General features: G+C 61.3%; 14 protein-coding genes. 11 read left to right on the top strand and 3 right to left on the bottom strand.

The window, feature by feature from the left end; translation table 11 throughout:
• Window positions 1-69: 69 nt before the first annotated feature.
• From OVA24_RS04620 to phoU, 6 genes are all read left to right on the top strand, one after another.
• Entirely contained in the window at window positions 70-879 is an 810-nt protein-coding gene (locus OVA24_RS04620) for a phosphate ABC transporter substrate-binding protein (protein ID WP_267673975.1), read from the top strand.
• A gap of 98 nt (window positions 880-977) precedes the next feature.
• Window positions 978-2,879 carry a phosphate ABC transporter permease subunit PstC gene (gene pstC, locus OVA24_RS04625; protein WP_267673977.1) on the top strand — a complete coding sequence of 634 codons (1,902 nt, stop codon included), beginning with the start codon at window positions 978-980 and terminating at the stop codon, window positions 2,877-2,879.
• 3 nt (window positions 2,880-2,882) lie between these two features.
• Complete coding sequence (locus tag OVA24_RS04630; protein WP_267673978.1) at window positions 2,883-4,010, top strand: PstA family ABC transporter permease; 1,128 nt, start codon at window positions 2,883-2,885, stop codon at window positions 4,008-4,010.
• A 5-nt stretch (window positions 4,011-4,015) separates the two neighbouring features.
• Window positions 4,016-4,825 (top strand): phosphate ABC transporter ATP-binding protein PstB, encoded by an 810-nt coding sequence (pstB, locus tag OVA24_RS04635; protein WP_324287887.1) that lies wholly within the window; start codon window positions 4,016-4,018, stop codon window positions 4,823-4,825.
• On the top strand, window positions 4,803-5,627 hold the full coding sequence (gene pstB, locus OVA24_RS04640) for a phosphate ABC transporter ATP-binding protein PstB (protein WP_267673980.1): 825 nt from the start codon (window positions 4,803-4,805) through the stop codon (window positions 5,625-5,627). The genes pstB (OVA24_RS04635) and pstB (OVA24_RS04640) overlap by 23 nt, the downstream gene beginning before the upstream one ends.
• 17 nt (window positions 5,628-5,644) lie before the next feature.
• Window positions 5,645-6,325 (top strand): phosphate signaling complex protein PhoU, encoded by a 681-nt coding sequence (phoU, locus tag OVA24_RS04645; protein WP_267673982.1) that lies wholly within the window; start codon window positions 5,645-5,647, stop codon window positions 6,323-6,325.
• A 19-nt stretch (window positions 6,326-6,344) separates the two neighbouring features.
• On the opposite strand, the gene OVA24_RS04650 is transcribed toward phoU, so the two are convergent.
• Entirely contained in the window at window positions 6,345-8,195 is a 1,851-nt protein-coding gene (locus tag OVA24_RS04650; RefSeq protein WP_267673985.1) for an SGNH/GDSL hydrolase family protein, read from the bottom strand.
• A gap of 110 nt (window positions 8,196-8,305) precedes the next feature.
• Between OVA24_RS04650 and OVA24_RS04655 the strand changes: the two genes are divergently transcribed.
• The 4 genes from OVA24_RS04655 to OVA24_RS04670 all read left to right on the top strand — a co-directional run bounded on the left by OVA24_RS04655 (window position 8,306) and on the right by OVA24_RS04670 (window position 10,592).
• Window positions 8,306-8,656, top strand: coding sequence for a hypothetical protein (locus OVA24_RS04655; protein ID WP_267673987.1), 351 nt, complete (start codon window positions 8,306-8,308; stop codon window positions 8,654-8,656).
• Between the two features lie 14 nt (window positions 8,657-8,670).
• A complete protein-coding gene (locus OVA24_RS04660; RefSeq protein WP_267673989.1) occupies window positions 8,671-9,396 on the top strand; it encodes a hypothetical protein in 726 nt (241 codons plus the stop codon).
• A 4-nt stretch (window positions 9,397-9,400) separates the two neighbouring features.
• Window positions 9,401-9,844, top strand: coding sequence for a hypothetical protein (locus OVA24_RS04665; protein ID WP_267673991.1), 444 nt, complete (start codon window positions 9,401-9,403; stop codon window positions 9,842-9,844).
• Window positions 9,845-10,070: 226 nt separating this feature from the next.
• Window positions 10,071-10,592 carry an HNH endonuclease gene (locus tag OVA24_RS04670; RefSeq protein WP_267673993.1) on the top strand — a complete coding sequence of 174 codons (522 nt, stop codon included), beginning with the start codon at window positions 10,071-10,073 and terminating at the stop codon, window positions 10,590-10,592.
• Window positions 10,593-10,695: 103 nt separating this feature from the next.
• Here OVA24_RS04670 and asnS read toward each other — a convergent pair whose 3' ends face one another.
• Window positions 10,696-12,063 carry an asparagine--tRNA ligase gene (asnS, locus tag OVA24_RS04675; RefSeq protein WP_267673995.1) on the bottom strand — a complete coding sequence of 456 codons (1,368 nt, stop codon included), beginning with the start codon at window positions 12,061-12,063 and terminating at the stop codon, window positions 10,696-10,698.
• 66 nt (window positions 12,064-12,129) lie between these two features.
• Window positions 12,130-12,822 carry a YdcF family protein gene (locus OVA24_RS04680; RefSeq protein WP_267673997.1) on the bottom strand — a complete coding sequence of 231 codons (693 nt, stop codon included), beginning with the start codon at window positions 12,820-12,822 and terminating at the stop codon, window positions 12,130-12,132.
• Between the two features lie 229 nt (window positions 12,823-13,051).
• Here OVA24_RS04680 and OVA24_RS04685 point away from each other — a divergent pair, with 229 nt between their 5' ends.
• Window positions 13,052-15,751, top strand: coding sequence for a PVC-type heme-binding CxxCH protein (locus OVA24_RS04685; RefSeq protein WP_267673999.1), 2,700 nt, complete (start codon window positions 13,052-13,054; stop codon window positions 15,749-15,751).
• Window positions 15,752-15,827 lie beyond the last annotated feature (76 nt).

Here is a 15,827-nt window from a genome sequence, read left to right on the forward strand (position 1 = left end):
TCCCGTGACGGAACCGTAACAAAGCTCCAATTTCCACGGACTAAATCTACACCTCTACTCCAAACCGACATGAAACTCATCAGCACTCTATTCGCTTCCGCCGCGCTCCTGACGATCGCCGGCGCGCAGACTCTCAGCATCAAGGGTTCCGACACCCTCGGCGCCAAGCTCGTCCCGCAGCTTTCCGAAGCTTTCAAGGCGGCAGGTAACAAAAACGTCAAATTCGAGATCGCGGCGGAAGGTTCTTCCACCGCTTTTCCGGCGCTCGCCAACGGCACCGCCCAGATCGGCATGTCCTCCCGCAAGGTGAAGGACGACGAGAGGACCTTCTGCCGCACCAAGGGCGTCTACCTCAAGGAACACGCCGTCGCCCACGACATGATCGTGGTGGTGGTCAACAAGAACTCCCCGATCTCCAAGCTGACCAAGGACCAGGTCGCCAAGATCTTCACCGGCCAGGTGAAGGACTGGTCGGAGATCGGCGGCGCTCCAGGCAAGATCTCCATCTACACCCGCAACACCTCCTCCGGCACCTACAAGGACTGGCAGGGTCTTGCGATGGGTGGCCGTGACTATCCGTCCACCTCCCAGAAGATGGCCGGCAACGAGCAGATCGCCCAGGAAGTTGCGAAGAACCGGAACGGCATCGGCTACGTCGGCCTGGCCTACGCCAAGAGCAACGGCATCAAGACGGTGACCATCGACGGTGTCGAGCCGGTGGCCAACAATGCCAAGAAATACGCCTACGCCCGCCTGTGCTACTTCTACGCCCCTGACAAGCCGACGGCGGAAGCCCAGGCGTTCATGGACTTCGTGGAGTCGGACGCCGGCCAGAACATCGTCCGCCGCGTCGGTTTCATCCCGACCAAAGACCTCTGATCCGGTCTTGATTGTTTAGGTTGCTGCCGGGCATCGTGGACGTGCGCAGGTCCACGGTGCCCCATCCCCTCGCGCGCGCAACTGAAGCCATTCCCTGCATGAGTCGCCACGAATCAAGTCCGCCGGAAAAAGGACACCGTTTCCAGAAAAGGGGATTCTCCTTTGAAAAGGGCATCCGCTACTTCTTCGCCTCGAACGCGGGTCTCACGATCGTCATCCTGACGCTCATCATCGCGTTCCTGCTGAAGGAAGGTCTGGGATTCTTCCCGGGATACCGGCGCGAGCTTGAGATCTACCGCATCGCCGGACTGGAGTTCGTCGACATCTCGCGCAAGAACCTCACCTCCCACGAGGAGATCGCCAGCATCCTCAACCGCGCCTACTACGCCGAGATCAACGGCAAGGCGGCGAATGAGATGAAGCGTTCCCTGGAGGCCAGCGAGCTCTGGAATGCCTACAGTGAGCGCGTTTCCCCGACGAGGGATCTCATCCTCAACAACGAGGGCATCGACCAGCAGTCCCAGGCGCTGGCCGTCATGAAGGGGAACTACGAGGCCGCCCGCAAAAAGGCGCTCGAGTCCCTGCCCAAAACCCCTCACCTCAATGCTGAGGAACGGGCGTCCCTGATTTCCTCCATCTCGGCGAGAACGCTGGAGGACTCCGACGATCCTCCGCTGGTGACGAAGCTCAGCGAGGAATTTTCCGCCGCCCAGCAGAAGCATTCCGAACCGCTGGTGGAGGTCCGGGCGACCATCGACGCATTCCAGGAGGCTGGAGGCGCGCTGGGCACGATCATCTCCGAAATGACCGAGTCGGTCACTGTCACCAAAGCGGCGCTCGCAAAGGCCGACATCCTGGAGAAGGACCGCAAGACCCTCATGGCCGCCGCCGAGAAGGCGAAAGATCCCGCCGAGCGGGAGAAACTCATCACCGAGGCGAAGGCATCCCTCGCTGAGAAAGTTGATGTCGAGGGCCCTATCCAGCAACTGCTGCTGCGGAAGCAGGACTGCATCACCATCCACCAGAACCTGCGGACGAATGCCTCCGCGGTGCTGGCGAAACTGCCCGCTTCCCTCAGCGAAGGGGAGGCGGACCGTCTGCTCAAAGTCGCGGAAAAAGTGAGCCCCATCTATCTCGATCATCTCGCCAGGACACCGGCGGAACTGGACGCCTGGCGTTACAATGATCCGGTCGGCCTGTTCGCCGCCGTCAAATCCTTCCTCACCGGCAAGGACTGGGTCACCGGTGGCGAGTGGCAGGATTTCTACGGGATCCTGCCCCTGTTCGTCGGCTCGCTCATGATCTCGCTGGTCGCGCTGGTCATCGGCATCCCGGTCGGTGTCGGTGCGGCGATCTACACGAACCAGTTCGCCTCGAAGAGGGAGCAGGGCTTTGTGAAGCCTGTCATCGAGTTCATCCAGGCGATTCCTTCGGTGGTGCTGGGCTTCATCGGCATCCTGGTGCTGGGTACGGTTTTGCGGGACATTTCGATGAAGGATTCCCTGGCCTGGCTGCCCGGCTTCCCCATCGAGGAGCGGCTCAACATTTTCACCGCGGGCTGCCTGCTCGCCCTGATGAGCATCCCGACGATCTTCTCGCTCTCCGAGGACGCGCTGAACAACGTGCCGTCCGCCTACTCGGAGGCGGCGGAGGCGCTCGGAGCGTCGAAGATCCAGAACACGTTCCGGGTCATCATCCCCGCCGCATTCTCCGGCATCCTGGCGGCGGTGCTGCTCGGCCTCGGCCGGGTGATCGGGGAGACCATGGTAGTGCTGCTGGTGGCGGGCAACCGGATCAAGATCCCGGACTTCACCGCCGGTCTCGGCACGTTCTTCCAGCCGGCGCACACCCTCACCGGCATCATCGCCCAGGAACTTGGAGAGGTGCCGCTGGGAAGCGTCCACTACCGGGCGCTGTTCGTGGTGGGCATCCTCCTGTTCGCCATCGTGCTCGGTATCAACGCCGCCGCCCGCCGGTTCTTCAAAAAGCAGCCTCATTGATCCATGTGGAATCCTGAAAAACTGATCCGTAAGGGTGCTCCGAAAGGGTTCGTCAAGAACGCGGTCGTCCGTGGCATCCTCGGCCTGACCACGTATTTCATCGTGCTCGTCGCCATGGCGTTGTTCGCCAAGATCATCGTCGATGGCGCGCCGGTCCTTTTCAAGAGTGAGGCTCCCTATGTGGACTTCGAGTTCCTCACGGCCAAGAACCAGACGCTGCACGTATTCGATGACGCGGAAGGGACACGGCACCAGTTGCCTGCCTCGGAGTATAATGAGTACCTCGCGAAGAATGCGGACAAGCCGATCTACAACGAGTCCACCTACTCCTACTCCGGCGGTGGCATCGCGGGGCCGATCGCGGGGACGGCGCTGCTGACCATCGGCTCGATCATCCTGGCGCTGTTCTTCGGCGTGAGCGCGGCCATCTACCTTGCGGAGTATGCGAAGCAGAGTCCCTTCATCGACGCGGTGCGGCTGGCGATCCTCAACCTCGCGGGGGTTCCCTCCATCGTGTTCGGCCTGTTCGGCTTCTCGGTGTTCGTGCTGGCGGTTCCGGTCATCACCGGGGAGCCGTCGGACCGTTCCTTCCTGACGATCCCGATCTTCATCAACGACCTGTATATCAGCTTCCAGGGCTGGAATTCATCTCTGATGGCGGGATGTGCGACCCTGGCGTGCATGATTCTGCCGGTGATCATCACCGCATCGGAGGAGTCCCTGAGGGCGGTGCCACAGGGTTTCCGGGACGCCTCGCTGGCCATGGGAGCCACGCGCTGGCAGACCATCCGGAAGTGCGTGCTGCCGTATTCGCTGCCGGGCATCCTGACCTCGTCGCTGCTTTCCATCGCCCGTGTGGCGGGTGAGACCGCGCCCATCATGTTCACCGCCGCCGTCGCCGCGAAGGATGACTTCCCCTGGGAGGGTGTCTCCAATCCGCTGGACATCCTCTCCTCCCAGGTGCAGGCACTGCCTTACCACATCTACACGCTCGCCGCGCGGATCCCCGCTTCGGAATACACGCAGCGCGCGCAGTTCGGCTCCGTCTTCGTCTTCCTCATGCTGGTGGCCCTGCTTTCGGCGGGCTCCATGATCCTGCGTGCCAAACTCCGCGCGAAACTCAAATGGTAACCACCTTGAAAGATCACAAGAACACCGGGGAGATCGTGCCGGCGCCAGCCGCGGCCGCGGCGAGCGCCATCAGCATCCGCAACCTCAACTTCGCCTACGGCAAGAAGCAGGTCATCCACGATGTTTCCCTGGAGATCCCGGACCGCCAGGTCACGGCCTTCATCGGGCCGTCCGGCTGCGGGAAGTCCACCCTGCTCCGCTGCCTCAACCGCATCAACGACCGCATCGAGGGGGCGAAGATCACCTCCGGCTCGGTGCACATCCACGACATCGACATCTACCGGCCGGACATCGACCTGCTGGAACTCCGCCGCCGCGTGGGGATGGTGTTCCAGAAATACAACCCGTTCGCGAAATCGATCTACGAGAACGTCGTCTTCAGCCTCCGCGTGGCCGGGGTGACGAAAAAGAGCGAGCTGGATGAAGCCGCGGAACGTTCCCTGCGCGGGGCCGTCCTGTGGGATGAGGTGAAGGACCGGCTGCACGCCAGCGCCTTCGGCCTGTCCGGCGGCCAGCAGCAGCGTCTCTGCATCGCACGGGCCATCGCGAACCAGCCGGACATCCTCCTCATGGACGAGCCGTGCGCCGCGCTCGACCCGCTGGCGACCCTCAAGGTCGAGGAGCTGCTCATCGAGCTGAAAAAGAACTACACCATCGTCATCGTCACCCACAACATGGCCCAGGCCACCCGTTGCTCGGACAAGACCGCGTTTTTCTACCTTGGCGAGCTCATCGAGTTTGGTGAGACCATGCAGATTTTCGAGAACCCGAAGGAATCCAAAACCGAAGCCTATGTCACAGGATCTTTTGGCTGAGCCAGCTCCCACCGAATCGCTCCGCGGCGACCCAGGGCATCCGACCTACACTTCCATCGAGGTGTCGAAGGTGGATTTCCACTACGGGCATTCCCACGCGCTCAAGAACATCGACTTCAACATCCCCGCCCACGCGGTCACCGCGTTCATCGGCCCGTCCGGCTGTGGCAAGTCCACCCTGCTGCGTTGCATCAACCGGATGAACGACGAAATTCCGGGTGCGCGGATCACCAACGGCCGCATCACCATCGATGGCATCGACATCAACGACCGTTCGGTGGATGTGGTGAAGCTGCGGCGTGATGTCGGTATGGTGTTCCAGAAGTCGAACCCGTTCCCGCGCAGCATCTATGAGAATGTCGCCTACGGCCTCCGCCTTGCCGGGGAGCGGCGCAAGTCGGTGCTGGACCAGGCGGTGGAGGAAGCGCTCCGCTCCGCCGCTCTGTGGGATGAGGTGAAGGACCGGCTGCAGGAGTCCGGCATGGGCCTGTCCGGCGGCCAGCAGCAACGGCTGTGCATCGCCCGGACCATCGCGGTGAAGCCGCGGCTGATCCTGATGGATGAGCCGTGCAGCGCGCTCGACCCCATTGCCACCGCAAAGGTGGAGGATCTCATCTGGGAACTCCGGAAGGAATTCACCATCGTCATCGTGACCCACAGCATGGCCCAGGCCTCGCGGGTTTCGGACATGACCGCGTTTTTCTTCATGGGGGAGCTGGTCGAGTTCGGTGACACCATGCAGATGTTCAACAACCCGAGATTGAAGAAAACAGAAGACTACATCAGCGGCCGGTTCGGCTGAACAGAGAGACCAAATCCATGCCCAACGTCCATATCTTCCGCGACTTCGATGTCGCCATTTCCGCCCTCCGCTCCGAAGTCTTGTCGATGGCGGCGCAGGCCCGTCACAATCTGGAGCGAGCGATCACGTCCCTGCTCGAAAGGAATGTCGAGCTGGCGAACGCGGTGATCGCCGATGATGACGAGGTGGATGAACTCGAGAGGCGGATCGACCGTCTCGGCGTGGACATCCTCGTCCGCTTCCACCCGGTGGCGACGGATCTGCGGCTGGTGGTTTCCTCGATGAAGATTTCCATGAATCTCGAGCGGATCTCCGACCACGCGACGAACATCGCGAAGCGGGCGAAGAAGATCAGTGCGGGCGCGGAGTTGCAGGAGGTGAACCTGATCGAACCTCTCTACCAACTGGCCGACCGCCTGCTGCGCGACGCCATCTCCGCCTACAGCGACCGCAACGCTGTTCTGGGGGCCTCCCTGCACGCCCGGGACAAGGAGTTGGACAAGCTGCACCACGAAACGAACGCCCTCTACGGCACACGCCTGGAGACATCCGCCGGACGCAGCCAGGAATATCTGCACCTCATCCTGATCGTCCGCTCGCTGGAGCGTGTGGGCGACCTCGCCACCAACATCGGCGAGGACGCCGTGTACATGGAGGCGGCGAAGGATCTCCGCCATGAGGACGATAGGAGCCTCTGATGCCGGGAGGTGTCATGGGTCACGGAGCCAGGAAGCGCTGCATCAGCCGTCCGAGGATCTGCTTTCCGCGGTCGTTGGCATGGACGACGTCGCGCTTGAATGAGTCCAGGGCATAGCCGCTGGAGCCGATGTATTCCTTCCACGGCGTGGTCATGTCGAAGTAGCCGCACTTCTCTTCGGCGGCGAGTTTCGGCAGCGCGGCCTGGTAGGCTTTGTATTGCTCGCTCGGACCGGTTTTGGGATTTGGCGGAGCGCCGAAGGTCGGGGAAAGGAGCAGCACTTCCAGATCCGGGAACTTCGCCCGGCACTGGTGGATGACGGAGCGGATCGCCCCGATGTCGCCGCGCTGGCTGATGCCGCCGATGACGAGCAGGTCCGGGTTGTGGCGGAAGACGTATTGCTCCAGCCGGTTGTCGTCCTTGTACCACCAGCAACCGGTCGAGCCTCGGACGCTGACGATCTTGGTGACGTCGCACTTCGGGCGGTCCTTCTCCAGCAGGTATTCGAAGCTGGAGGAGGAGGTGTCACCAATGATGCTGTCGCCCAGCATGACGACGTTGAGCTTCGGCCCGTTCTCCAGCTTGGCCTTGGTTTTCTCCAGGTGGTTCCAGCGACCGGCGGGCGGCTGCCAGGTGACCGGCTTCATGGTCGCATAGATGGCGTCGATGCGGGCGAGCGGATCCATGCCTTCCGTCGGGTTCTTCACCTGTCCATCGACCAGGAAGTAGCCGAGGCGGGTGAAGCGTCCCTTGCTGCCCTCAGGAGTGTCTTCCGCGATGCGGACCCTGAGCGTGCGCTCCGGGCCGGGGTCGAGGCCTTCCACCAGCCTGAATGCCTGAGGCCGGGCGTAGGTGAGGCAGTATTTGTCAAAGAGAACCTTGTGTTTCCACTCCCCGCCATCCAGCGAGTATTCGATGTTCCCGGTATCGGGGCCGATGATGCAGTAGATCCCGGCCTGCGCGCCCTTGAACTTCAGGGTGATGGTGGAACCGGGTTTGTCGCTCACCGCCAGGTGGGGGATCCTGTCGGTGGGGCTGAGCTGCCAGCCCAGCCAGCCGGCATCCAGTTCCGTCCAGTCATACGAAATGAGGCGCGCCTCCTGCAGCGGTCGCCGGGCGAGTGGTGCGGGGAGGGGTTTGCGGGCGGTGGAGATGGTGGCGGCTTTTGTGAAGAATGGCTTCAGCGCCTCCAGGTAGAGCGCGTATCCTGCGTCGGTGGGATGCACGCCATCCTTGGCGAATGCCTCCGCGGTGAGCTTTCCTGCGATGATCTGGTCCGCCGCATGACGGGACATCGCGACGCTGGGGATGCCGTAGTGCTCCGCGATCTTCTCATGGTAGCGGGTCGTGGCGGGAAGTTCGCCCCTCTTGAAATCCTCCAGTTGGCCGGTGGTCATCGTGTAGAGGAAGAGGATGTCCGGCTTTGACGGAGTCTGTTCCCTCAGCTTGCGGACGATGCCTTCCATGCTGGCAAGCACCTCGTTTTCAGGCAGTCCACCGTCGTTCACGGCGAACTCGACGATCACCAGGTCCGGGCGCTGGTAGCCCACATCCTCCCAGCAGCGGTAGGCACCGAGCCATGAGCCGGTGCCGCCGATCGCCGCGTTGAACGGCTGGATTTTCGCCTGCGGGTATTGCTTTTTCAGCCACTCCGTGAGGAGCGAGCGGTAGGAAAATTTCGGATCGGAGGATCCCGCGCCCTCGGTGATGGAGCCGCCGAAGTAGCTGACGCGCACCGGTTCCTCCCCGGGGTTCGTCACTTTCCCGAAGAAAGACGGCAGTCCGTCGCGGATCTGGAATACCTCGCCGGCATGGGCGGAGGGGAGGGAGACGAGACAGACCAATGCGGGAAGGAGCTTGAGCGGGTGCATGGAGGTGGTGCTTCTACGGAGAAACACGGGAAGGACTTGCGCGACGATTCCGTATTGCTCCGCGATAGGTAATTTCTTGTCAGAAGTTTGAAAATGGATTTGATGCAATCATGCTGATCATCGGGAAGGGGCAGTTTGAGGCATTAGGGGCCACAAATGCGGAGGTTATGATGAAGCGCCTGGAAAAGCATATCCGGATGTACTTCGGGGATGGGGTGGAGGATCTTTCCGAAGAGGAGATCCAGGACCTGCTCAAGAGGAACTGGAAACGAGCGAACGGATATGGGTTGAAAACCGAGCTGGGAGTTTGCGCGTTTTTGAACGCGGTTTGCGCATTGGGTGAGGACTTCACCGCCGATTGCGCATGGGCTTCACCGCTTCTGGAAGATCAACAATTGAGCGAAGATCTCAAACGGGATGACTTGGAGCGACAGGTCAGGATCGAGCTTTCAGCCTGCTGACACCGGATTTCCTTATGGCATTTGCGGCACTCAAAGGATTGGGATCGAAAATCGGGGCGGCTGCACTGGAAGCCTATGATTCCGCCTGCAAGGCAGCCAAGGCGTTGTTCAGTAAAAATAAGATCCCCGAGATCCCCGTGGCGGCTTGCCCGAATGCATGTCCGACTGCTCTTGGAGCCGGGGTGAATGAGCTGGTGGAAAAGTCTCCGACTTTGGTGGCGAATCTCAAAGCTCTTGAAGAAGATGGTTGGGTGATCCGCTATGGAGAGCCGGGAAAAGGAAGCTTCTGCGACAAGACCAAGAAGGAAATTGTCATTGATCCGAATGAGAAGGACAATCCCGCTTCCATCACCCAAACTCTGGCTCATGAGTCCGGTCACGCGCTCTATTCGGCGGATCCCTATGTGCCCCATACCGGACTCTCCAAAGACGAGTATGTGAGGAAAAATGTAGAGGCTGCTCTGAAGGACGAAGGTGAGGCTACTTTGATGAACGCCAAAGTGCGGGATGAAATTATGGGCAATGGAGGGACGGACATTGGGATTGCCGGTGCGAAATCAGACGAGTACGAAAAGGCTTACCAAGAATACAAGGAGCACGGGGATCGGGAAAAGGCCCGAAAGGACATCGGAGCGATCTTCGCAAAAGGCGAGAGGCCCAGCACGGACCCAACGAAGACCTATGAGGAATATTATGGTGCCCCTTATTCCGATTATTACGATCAGCAGCCTGCAATCTGAAGCCATGAGCAAGGAAGAGCCATTAGTTTGTTTGAGAAAATTGATCGGAAAGGGGGAGCTGAGTCATGCGGCGATACAAGGTTCACTCGGCGTTACGCTGCAGGTGCAAGCGGAGCGGTCGAACCCGAGTTTCAATTCCTTTGGAGCCGACGACCTGCCCTCATGGCTGGCCAAACTGGACTACCGAGCTGCTACTGCGAACGAGAGAAAATCCGAGGGTCTGCTGATCCTCGATCTGAAGATGAATGCCGGTGTGGCGAAGCAAACTGTGATCAAAGAATTTGGGAAACCGGCATTGCTGGTGCCTCCCACGCCTCGCCAACCGCCGGATTCCCCGATTTATGAGGTATATCGTTTCGAATGGGGAAAATGTAGTTTTGGTTACGCCCGTTCTGCTCCTGATGTGTTGCAGACGGTAGTGTTGGATACCATTCGAGAGAAAAAATAGTGTCTCCAGGTGTGGCAGGTCATCGCCGGAAGTGGCATGTGCGGTGAAAGCGCGGGAGGCCTTGCGCGACGATTCCGTATTGGCTTTTTCGTTGCCGTGGGGGATGGACCTGCTACTTTCCGGGCGATTGGTTTGAAAAGGGTTTATGACTGCCGTACTAGAACTCCCCGTTCTGGTGCTGAACCGGTTTTGGCAGCCGATTCACACCTGTTCCGTCAGACGTGCGTTGCACCTCCTCTGCCTGGGCCATGCGCTGGTCGTCCAGGTCGATGGGGAGGAGTGCTACAAGGCGCATGACCTGGGCTCCTGGATGAACCACTCCGCGGAGGTCATCGACCCGGAGATGATCCACGGCGTCAGCGTTTCCCTGCGGGTGCCGAAGATCGTCGTGCTGGGCATCTATGACAAGCAGCCGCGGCTGGAGGTGAAGTTCACCCGGCGCAACGTGTTCCTGCGGGACAAGTTCACCTGCCAGTACTGCACGAGGATCCTGCCGGAAAACCAGCTCAACCTGGACCACGTGATGCCCCGGCAGAAAGGCGGGAAAACCACCTGGGAGAACATCGTAACCTCATGTGTGAAGTGCAACACGCGGAAGGCGAACAAGCTGCCGCATGAAGCGGGCATGCACCCGCTGCACAAGCCCATCGCGCCGCGCTGGCGTCCGTTGTTCGGCCTGCGTGAGAACGGACTGGGGGATGAGAGCTGGAACCGCTTCCTGCCCGAAGAGGTGAGGAAAAGCGCGTGACGGCGGGAACTGTGGCTGCTGCGTCCCGCAGCAGACCGTGACATCGGCGTCCCGCCGATGAATGAACCAAGGGTTTTCTGCCGCGGGACGCGGCAGCCACTTGTCAGAACTCGCAGTTCCCCGGCGTGCGTGCGAAGGGGATGACGTCGCGGATGTTGGCCATGCCGGTGACGAACATGAGCATCCGCTCGAAGCCGAGGCCGAAGCCCGCATGCGGGACGCTGCCGTATTTCCGCAGGTCCGCATACCAGCAATAGGCTTCCGGGTCGAGGTCGTGCTTGCGGAAGTTCTCCATCAGCACGTCGTAGCGTTCCTCGCGCTGGGAGCCGCCGACGATCTCGCCGATGCCCGGCACCAGCACGTCCATGGCGGTGACGGTCTTCCCGTCATCGTTGAGGCGCATGTAGAACGGTTTGATCTCCTTCGGGTAGTTGAAGACGGTTACCGGCTGCTTGAAGTGTTCCTCGGTGAGCCAGCGTTCGTGTTCCGACTGGAGGTTGAGGCCGTATTCCACCGGATACTGGAACTGCTTCCGGCTCTTCAGCAGCAGCTCCACCGCATCCGTGTAGGAAATGCGTTCGAACGGACGGCTGGCCACGAACTCCAGGCGCTCGCGCAGGCCCTTGTCCACGAACTTCTCGAAGATCTCCAGATCGCCCTCATGGTTTTCGAGGGCATAGGTGACGAGGTATTTCACCAGCGCCTCCGCCAGATCCATGTCACCCTCCAGATCGCAGAAGGCGACTTCCGGCTCGATCATCCAGAACTCCGCCGCGTGGCGGGAGGTGTTGGAATTCTCCGCACGGAAGGTGGGACCGAAGGTGTAGATGTTCGACAGGGCGCAGGCGAAGGTCTCCCCCTCGAGCTGGCCGCTCACGGTGAGGTAGGCACGCTTGTTGAAGAAATCCTCCGTGTCTCTGCTGATCTTGTCGTCCGGAAGGGTGGTGACGCGGAACATTTCACCGGCACCCTCGCAGTCGCTGGCGGTGATGATGGGTGTGTGGACGTAGATGAAATCCCGCTCCTGGAAAAACTTGTGGATCGCGTAGGCGATGCGGCTGCGCATGCGGAAGACCGCGCCGTAGAGATTCGTCCGCGGGCGGAGGTGGGCGATGGAGCGGAGGAACTCCTGGCTGTGGCCCTTTTTCTGCAGCGGGTAGTCCTCCGGGACCTCTCCCAGCAGTTTCAGGGAGGTGGCCCGCATCTCCCATTTCTGGCCTGCGGCGGGAGAAGGGATGAGCTGGCCGCGGATCTCCACGGAGGCGCCGGTGTTCATCCTCGCGATCTGGTCGTATCCGGGAATGCCTTCGTCCGCGACGATCTGGAGATTTCCCAGGCAGGTGCCGTCGTTGAGTTCGATGAAGGAAAACGCCTTGGAATCCCGGCGGGTCCGGACCCAGCCAGCGACGTGGAGGTCATCGGTGGGTTCCCCACGTTTCAGGACATGCTTGATGAGCGACCGCATGTGCATTGGTTATGGGGGCGGCGGAGGTTTGTCAAAGCGTGTCGCAGGCTCCTCAGGAGGCTGCAACCGGGATCAATTCCCTCCGACGAGCGCCATGCTCATGGCCACCATCTCGTTGAACACTTCCTTCGCGGATTTGCTGCCCAGAAACCAGCGGCCCGGGTCCGCCTCGGGATCCGGGCAGGAGATCACGCCGATCTTCCAGTCATCCCCCAGTTCCTCCCTGAAAATCATCCGGCTGCGGCGTGCATGGGTGGCGCTGGTGATGAGGTCGGCGCGCTTGCCGGGGGAGAGCGTGGGGTTCTTCCTCAGGTGGTCGGCCAGGGCGCGGGCCATCATGCGGGTTCTTTCCGTTCTGGAGATTCCGCACGGTACTGACTGGATGCGGCCCGCGGGGACGCCCATCTTCGACAGGGTGGCGGCGGCGTAGTCGGCGAAGGTCTTATAGGGGAGATCCAGCGTCCCGCGGTCGAGCGGGATGCCGGTGCAGAAAACGATTTCCGCCTCCGTTGTCCGGGCATGCTCCGCGGCCTTTTCCAGCGCATGGTCCGGGATCCAGCCTTCCACGATCAGGGTCTCCGCTCCGGATACGGGCTCCGTCACCGCCAGCCAGCCGTAGAGATTGAGGAACGCGAAAACCGCCGGACCACCGATGACCACCGCGGCGATCACACTGAGACGCCACGTCGGCAGCAGCACCCATCTGCGTCTCAGGAATCTGCCCGCGGGCCTGGCGGGTTTCTCGATGGCGGCGCGTTCATCCATAGGCAGCGAATCCTTCCGGATGCAGGTGCCGGAATCAAGGGCTGGTGAGGATGGGGCGGAGGTGGAAATTTCCCGGAATCCCGGGTTGGTCCGGCGGCCGGAAAAGGTGGCCGGAGGAGGACGGATGGTTACAAAATCCGTCCTTCCGGCTCCGGAATGGTCCATTGACCGGTCCGGAAAATCCTGAACATCCTTTCCCCCGCAACCCTTTCCGACCGCGCACCAACCCATGAAATTCCGACATCTTTTCCCCATCGTCGCCGCTGTTCCCGCCGCGCATGCATGGACGCCTTCCACCGAGCCCCCGCTCACCCAGCTTGATGCCTTCGTCTGTTCCGAGAAGGATTTCGAGATCACCGCCTGGGCGACCTCGCCGATGTTCCACAACCCCGCGAACATGGATATCGACCACCTCGGCCGCATCTGGATCACCGAAGGGGTGAACTACCGCCACGTCGCCAACCGTCGTCCTGAAGGTGACCGCGTGGTGATGCTGGAGGACACCGATGGTGACGGAAAGGCGGACAAGTCCACCGTCTTCTACCAGGATCCGGAGCTGACCACCCCGCTCGGCATCGCCGTCTTCGACAATGTGGTGATCGTTTCCCAGCCGCCGAATCTGCTGAAGCTCACGGACGTGGACCGCAACGGCAAGCTGGAGCTGGACAAGGGAGACAAGCGCGAGGTTCTGCTGACCGGCTTCAACGGCTACAACCACGACCACTCCCTGCACTCTCTCACCGGTGGTCCGGACGGGAAATGGTATTTCAACCAGGGGAACATGTGCGCCCAGTTCACCGACGCTTCCGGAAAGACGTTCCGGATCGGCAGTCCGTATGAGGACCGCCGTTTCGGCAAGGAAGCCGTGGATTCCCGGAAAATCGCCGGTGAAAAGTCGGACGATGGTTTCGTCTATGTCGGCGGCTTCACCGTGCGGATGAACCCGGACGCCACCCACGCGGAGATCATCGGCTACAACTACCGGAACTCCTACGAGCAGACGATCAACACGCTGGGTGACCTTTATCAGAACGACAATGACGACCCGCCAGCCTGCCGTGTGACCCACATCCTGGAGCGGGGCAACGCGGGATTCGCCTCCCGTGATGGCAAGCGCAGTTGGAAGGCAGACCAGCGTCCCGGTCAGGACACCCCCACCGCCGAATGGCGCCAGTGGGACCCGGACACCATGCCCGCCGGGGATGTCTATGGCGGTGGCTCTCCCACGGGCATCGCGTTCTATGAGAATGGTGCGATGGGAGATGCGTTCAACGGCACCCTGCTTTCGTGCGAGCCGGGCAAGAACGTGGTGTTTTCCTACCGCCCGGAGATCAAGGGCGCGGGCCGCACCCTTGACCGGAAGGATTTCCTCACCACGAACACCTCCGGTGTGTTCGCCGGTTCCGACTTCGTCGGCGGCAACATCAAGGATCTGGAGAAAAAGAAGAAAGAGGACATCCAGCATCTCCTCTTCCGGCCATCGGACATCACCGTCGGCCCTGATGGCGCGCTCTATGTCTCCGACTGGACAGACCCGCGCGTCGGTGGTCACGGCACCCAGGATGATGGGGCTGGTGGCATCATCTACCGCCTCGCGCCGAAGGGCTTCAAATCCGTGGTGCCGAAGATCGATCCAAACACCGTCGAAGGTGCCATCACCGCGTTGAAATCCCCGGCGGTGAACACCCGCTGGCTCGGATTCCAGAAGCTGAAGTCGGAAGGTGCCAAGGCATACGACGCCGTGGCCGCGGTGCTGGAGGACAAGAATCCCTACGTTGCCAACCGCGCGATCTGGCTGCTGCCTCATCTCGGGGAGAAAGGTCTGGCGAAGCTCGACACCTTCATCAGTTCAAAGGATGAGGCCCAGCGCTTGATCGCCTTCCGTGCCGTACGCCGGACCGACGGCAAGGTGGATGCCCTGCCGTATGCGAAGAAACTGGCGAAGGATCCATCGTCCGCCATCCGTGCGGAAGCCGCGCAGGAAATGCGCTACCGCAGCTTTGAAGAGTCGAAGGAAGTGCTGGTGGAAGTGGCGAAGGGCTACGACGGCGCTGACCGTGCGTATCTGTTCTCCATCGGAGCCGGTGCGGGCCAGAATACCGCCCAGCTCTGGAGTGCGCTGTCCGATGCGCTCAAGCCCGGCGAGCCTTCCAAGTGGTCCGATACTTTCGCCCGCCTGACCTGGCGTCTGATGCCGGAAGCCGCGGTCCCCGCGCTGAAGGCCCGTGCGCTCGACGCCGGCCTCAGTGAGGAGCAGCGCAAGCTGGCCGTTGACACCATCGCTTTCATCAAGTCCGCCCCGTCCGTGGCGGCGATGCTCGACCTCGCCGGGAACGATTCCCCGGTGAAGGACCAGGCGAAATGGTGGCTCACCAACCGTGGCGAAGGCGAGTGGGCGTCGATGGGCGTCAAAGAGGAAATGCAGAAGCGTGGCCTGGTCGAGAAACCGGTGGAGATCGTCGAGGTCACGGTTCCCGCCAAGCCGGCTTCCACCAAGTTCACGGCGGCGGACGTCCTCGCACTCAAGGGGGATGCCGCCAAGGGCAAGGTGACCGCCGCGCGTTGTGTCATGTGCCACAAGGTTGACGGCCAGGGTGTGGAGCATGGCCCGGACCTCAAGGGCTTTGGTTCCCGCCAGCCTGCCGACGTCGTGGCCCGCGCGATCGTGGATCCGTCCGCGGAAATCGCGCTCGGCTTTGAAGGCGTCGCCATCCGCACCAAGGGCAACAAGTGGATCGATGGCCTGATCGTCGCTGACGGAAATCCAGTTACCATCCGCTCCACCGGCGGCATCGTCCAGAAGGTGGCGAAGAAAGACATCGCGGAGCGCAAGCAGATGGACCGTTCCCTGATGCTCAATGCGGATCAACTCGGTCTGACCGCCCAGGATGTGGCGGACATCGTCGAGTGGATGAAGACCTACAAGTAAGAGGCCGCCCCATGGAACGAAGAAGGCGGGCAGTGATGCCCGCCTTTTTTCGCGCCATCTCCGGAGGGATTCCTCC

Origin of the sequence: Luteolibacter sp. SL250, assembly GCF_026625605.1 — a bacterium.
Classification (GTDB): domain Bacteria; phylum Verrucomicrobiota; class Verrucomicrobiia; order Verrucomicrobiales; family Akkermansiaceae; genus Luteolibacter.

Coding starts and splice junctions, on each gene's coding strand:
- OVA24_RS04680 (WP_267673997.1), bottom strand. CDS start 12,822: ATGGATGAACGCGCCGCCATCGAGAAACCCGCCAGGCCCGCGGGCAGA.
- OVA24_RS04620 (WP_267673975.1), top strand. CDS start 70: ATGAAACTCATCAGCACTCTATTCGCTTCCGCCGCGCTCCTGACGATC.
- OVA24_RS04650 (WP_267673985.1), bottom strand. CDS start 8,195: ATGCACCCGCTCAAGCTCCTTCCCGCATTGGTCTGTCTCGTCTCCCTC.
- OVA24_RS04655 (WP_267673987.1), top strand. CDS start 8,306: ATGCTGATCATCGGGAAGGGGCAGTTTGAGGCATTAGGGGCCACAAAT.
- OVA24_RS04665 (WP_267673991.1), top strand. CDS start 9,401: ATGAGCAAGGAAGAGCCATTAGTTTGTTTGAGAAAATTGATCGGAAAG.
- pstB (WP_267673980.1), top strand. CDS start 4,803: ATGTCACAGGATCTTTTGGCTGAGCCAGCTCCCACCGAATCGCTCCGC.
- OVA24_RS04630 (WP_267673978.1), top strand. CDS start 2,883: ATGTGGAATCCTGAAAAACTGATCCGTAAGGGTGCTCCGAAAGGGTTC.
- asnS (WP_267673995.1), bottom strand. CDS start 12,063: ATGCACATGCGGTCGCTCATCAAGCATGTCCTGAAACGTGGGGAACCC.
- phoU (WP_267673982.1), top strand. CDS start 5,645: ATGCCCAACGTCCATATCTTCCGCGACTTCGATGTCGCCATTTCCGCC.
- pstC (WP_267673977.1), top strand. CDS start 978: ATGAGTCGCCACGAATCAAGTCCGCCGGAAAAAGGACACCGTTTCCAG.
- OVA24_RS04685 (WP_267673999.1), top strand. CDS start 13,052: ATGAAATTCCGACATCTTTTCCCCATCGTCGCCGCTGTTCCCGCCGCG.
- OVA24_RS04660 (WP_267673989.1), top strand. CDS start 8,671: ATGGCATTTGCGGCACTCAAAGGATTGGGATCGAAAATCGGGGCGGCT.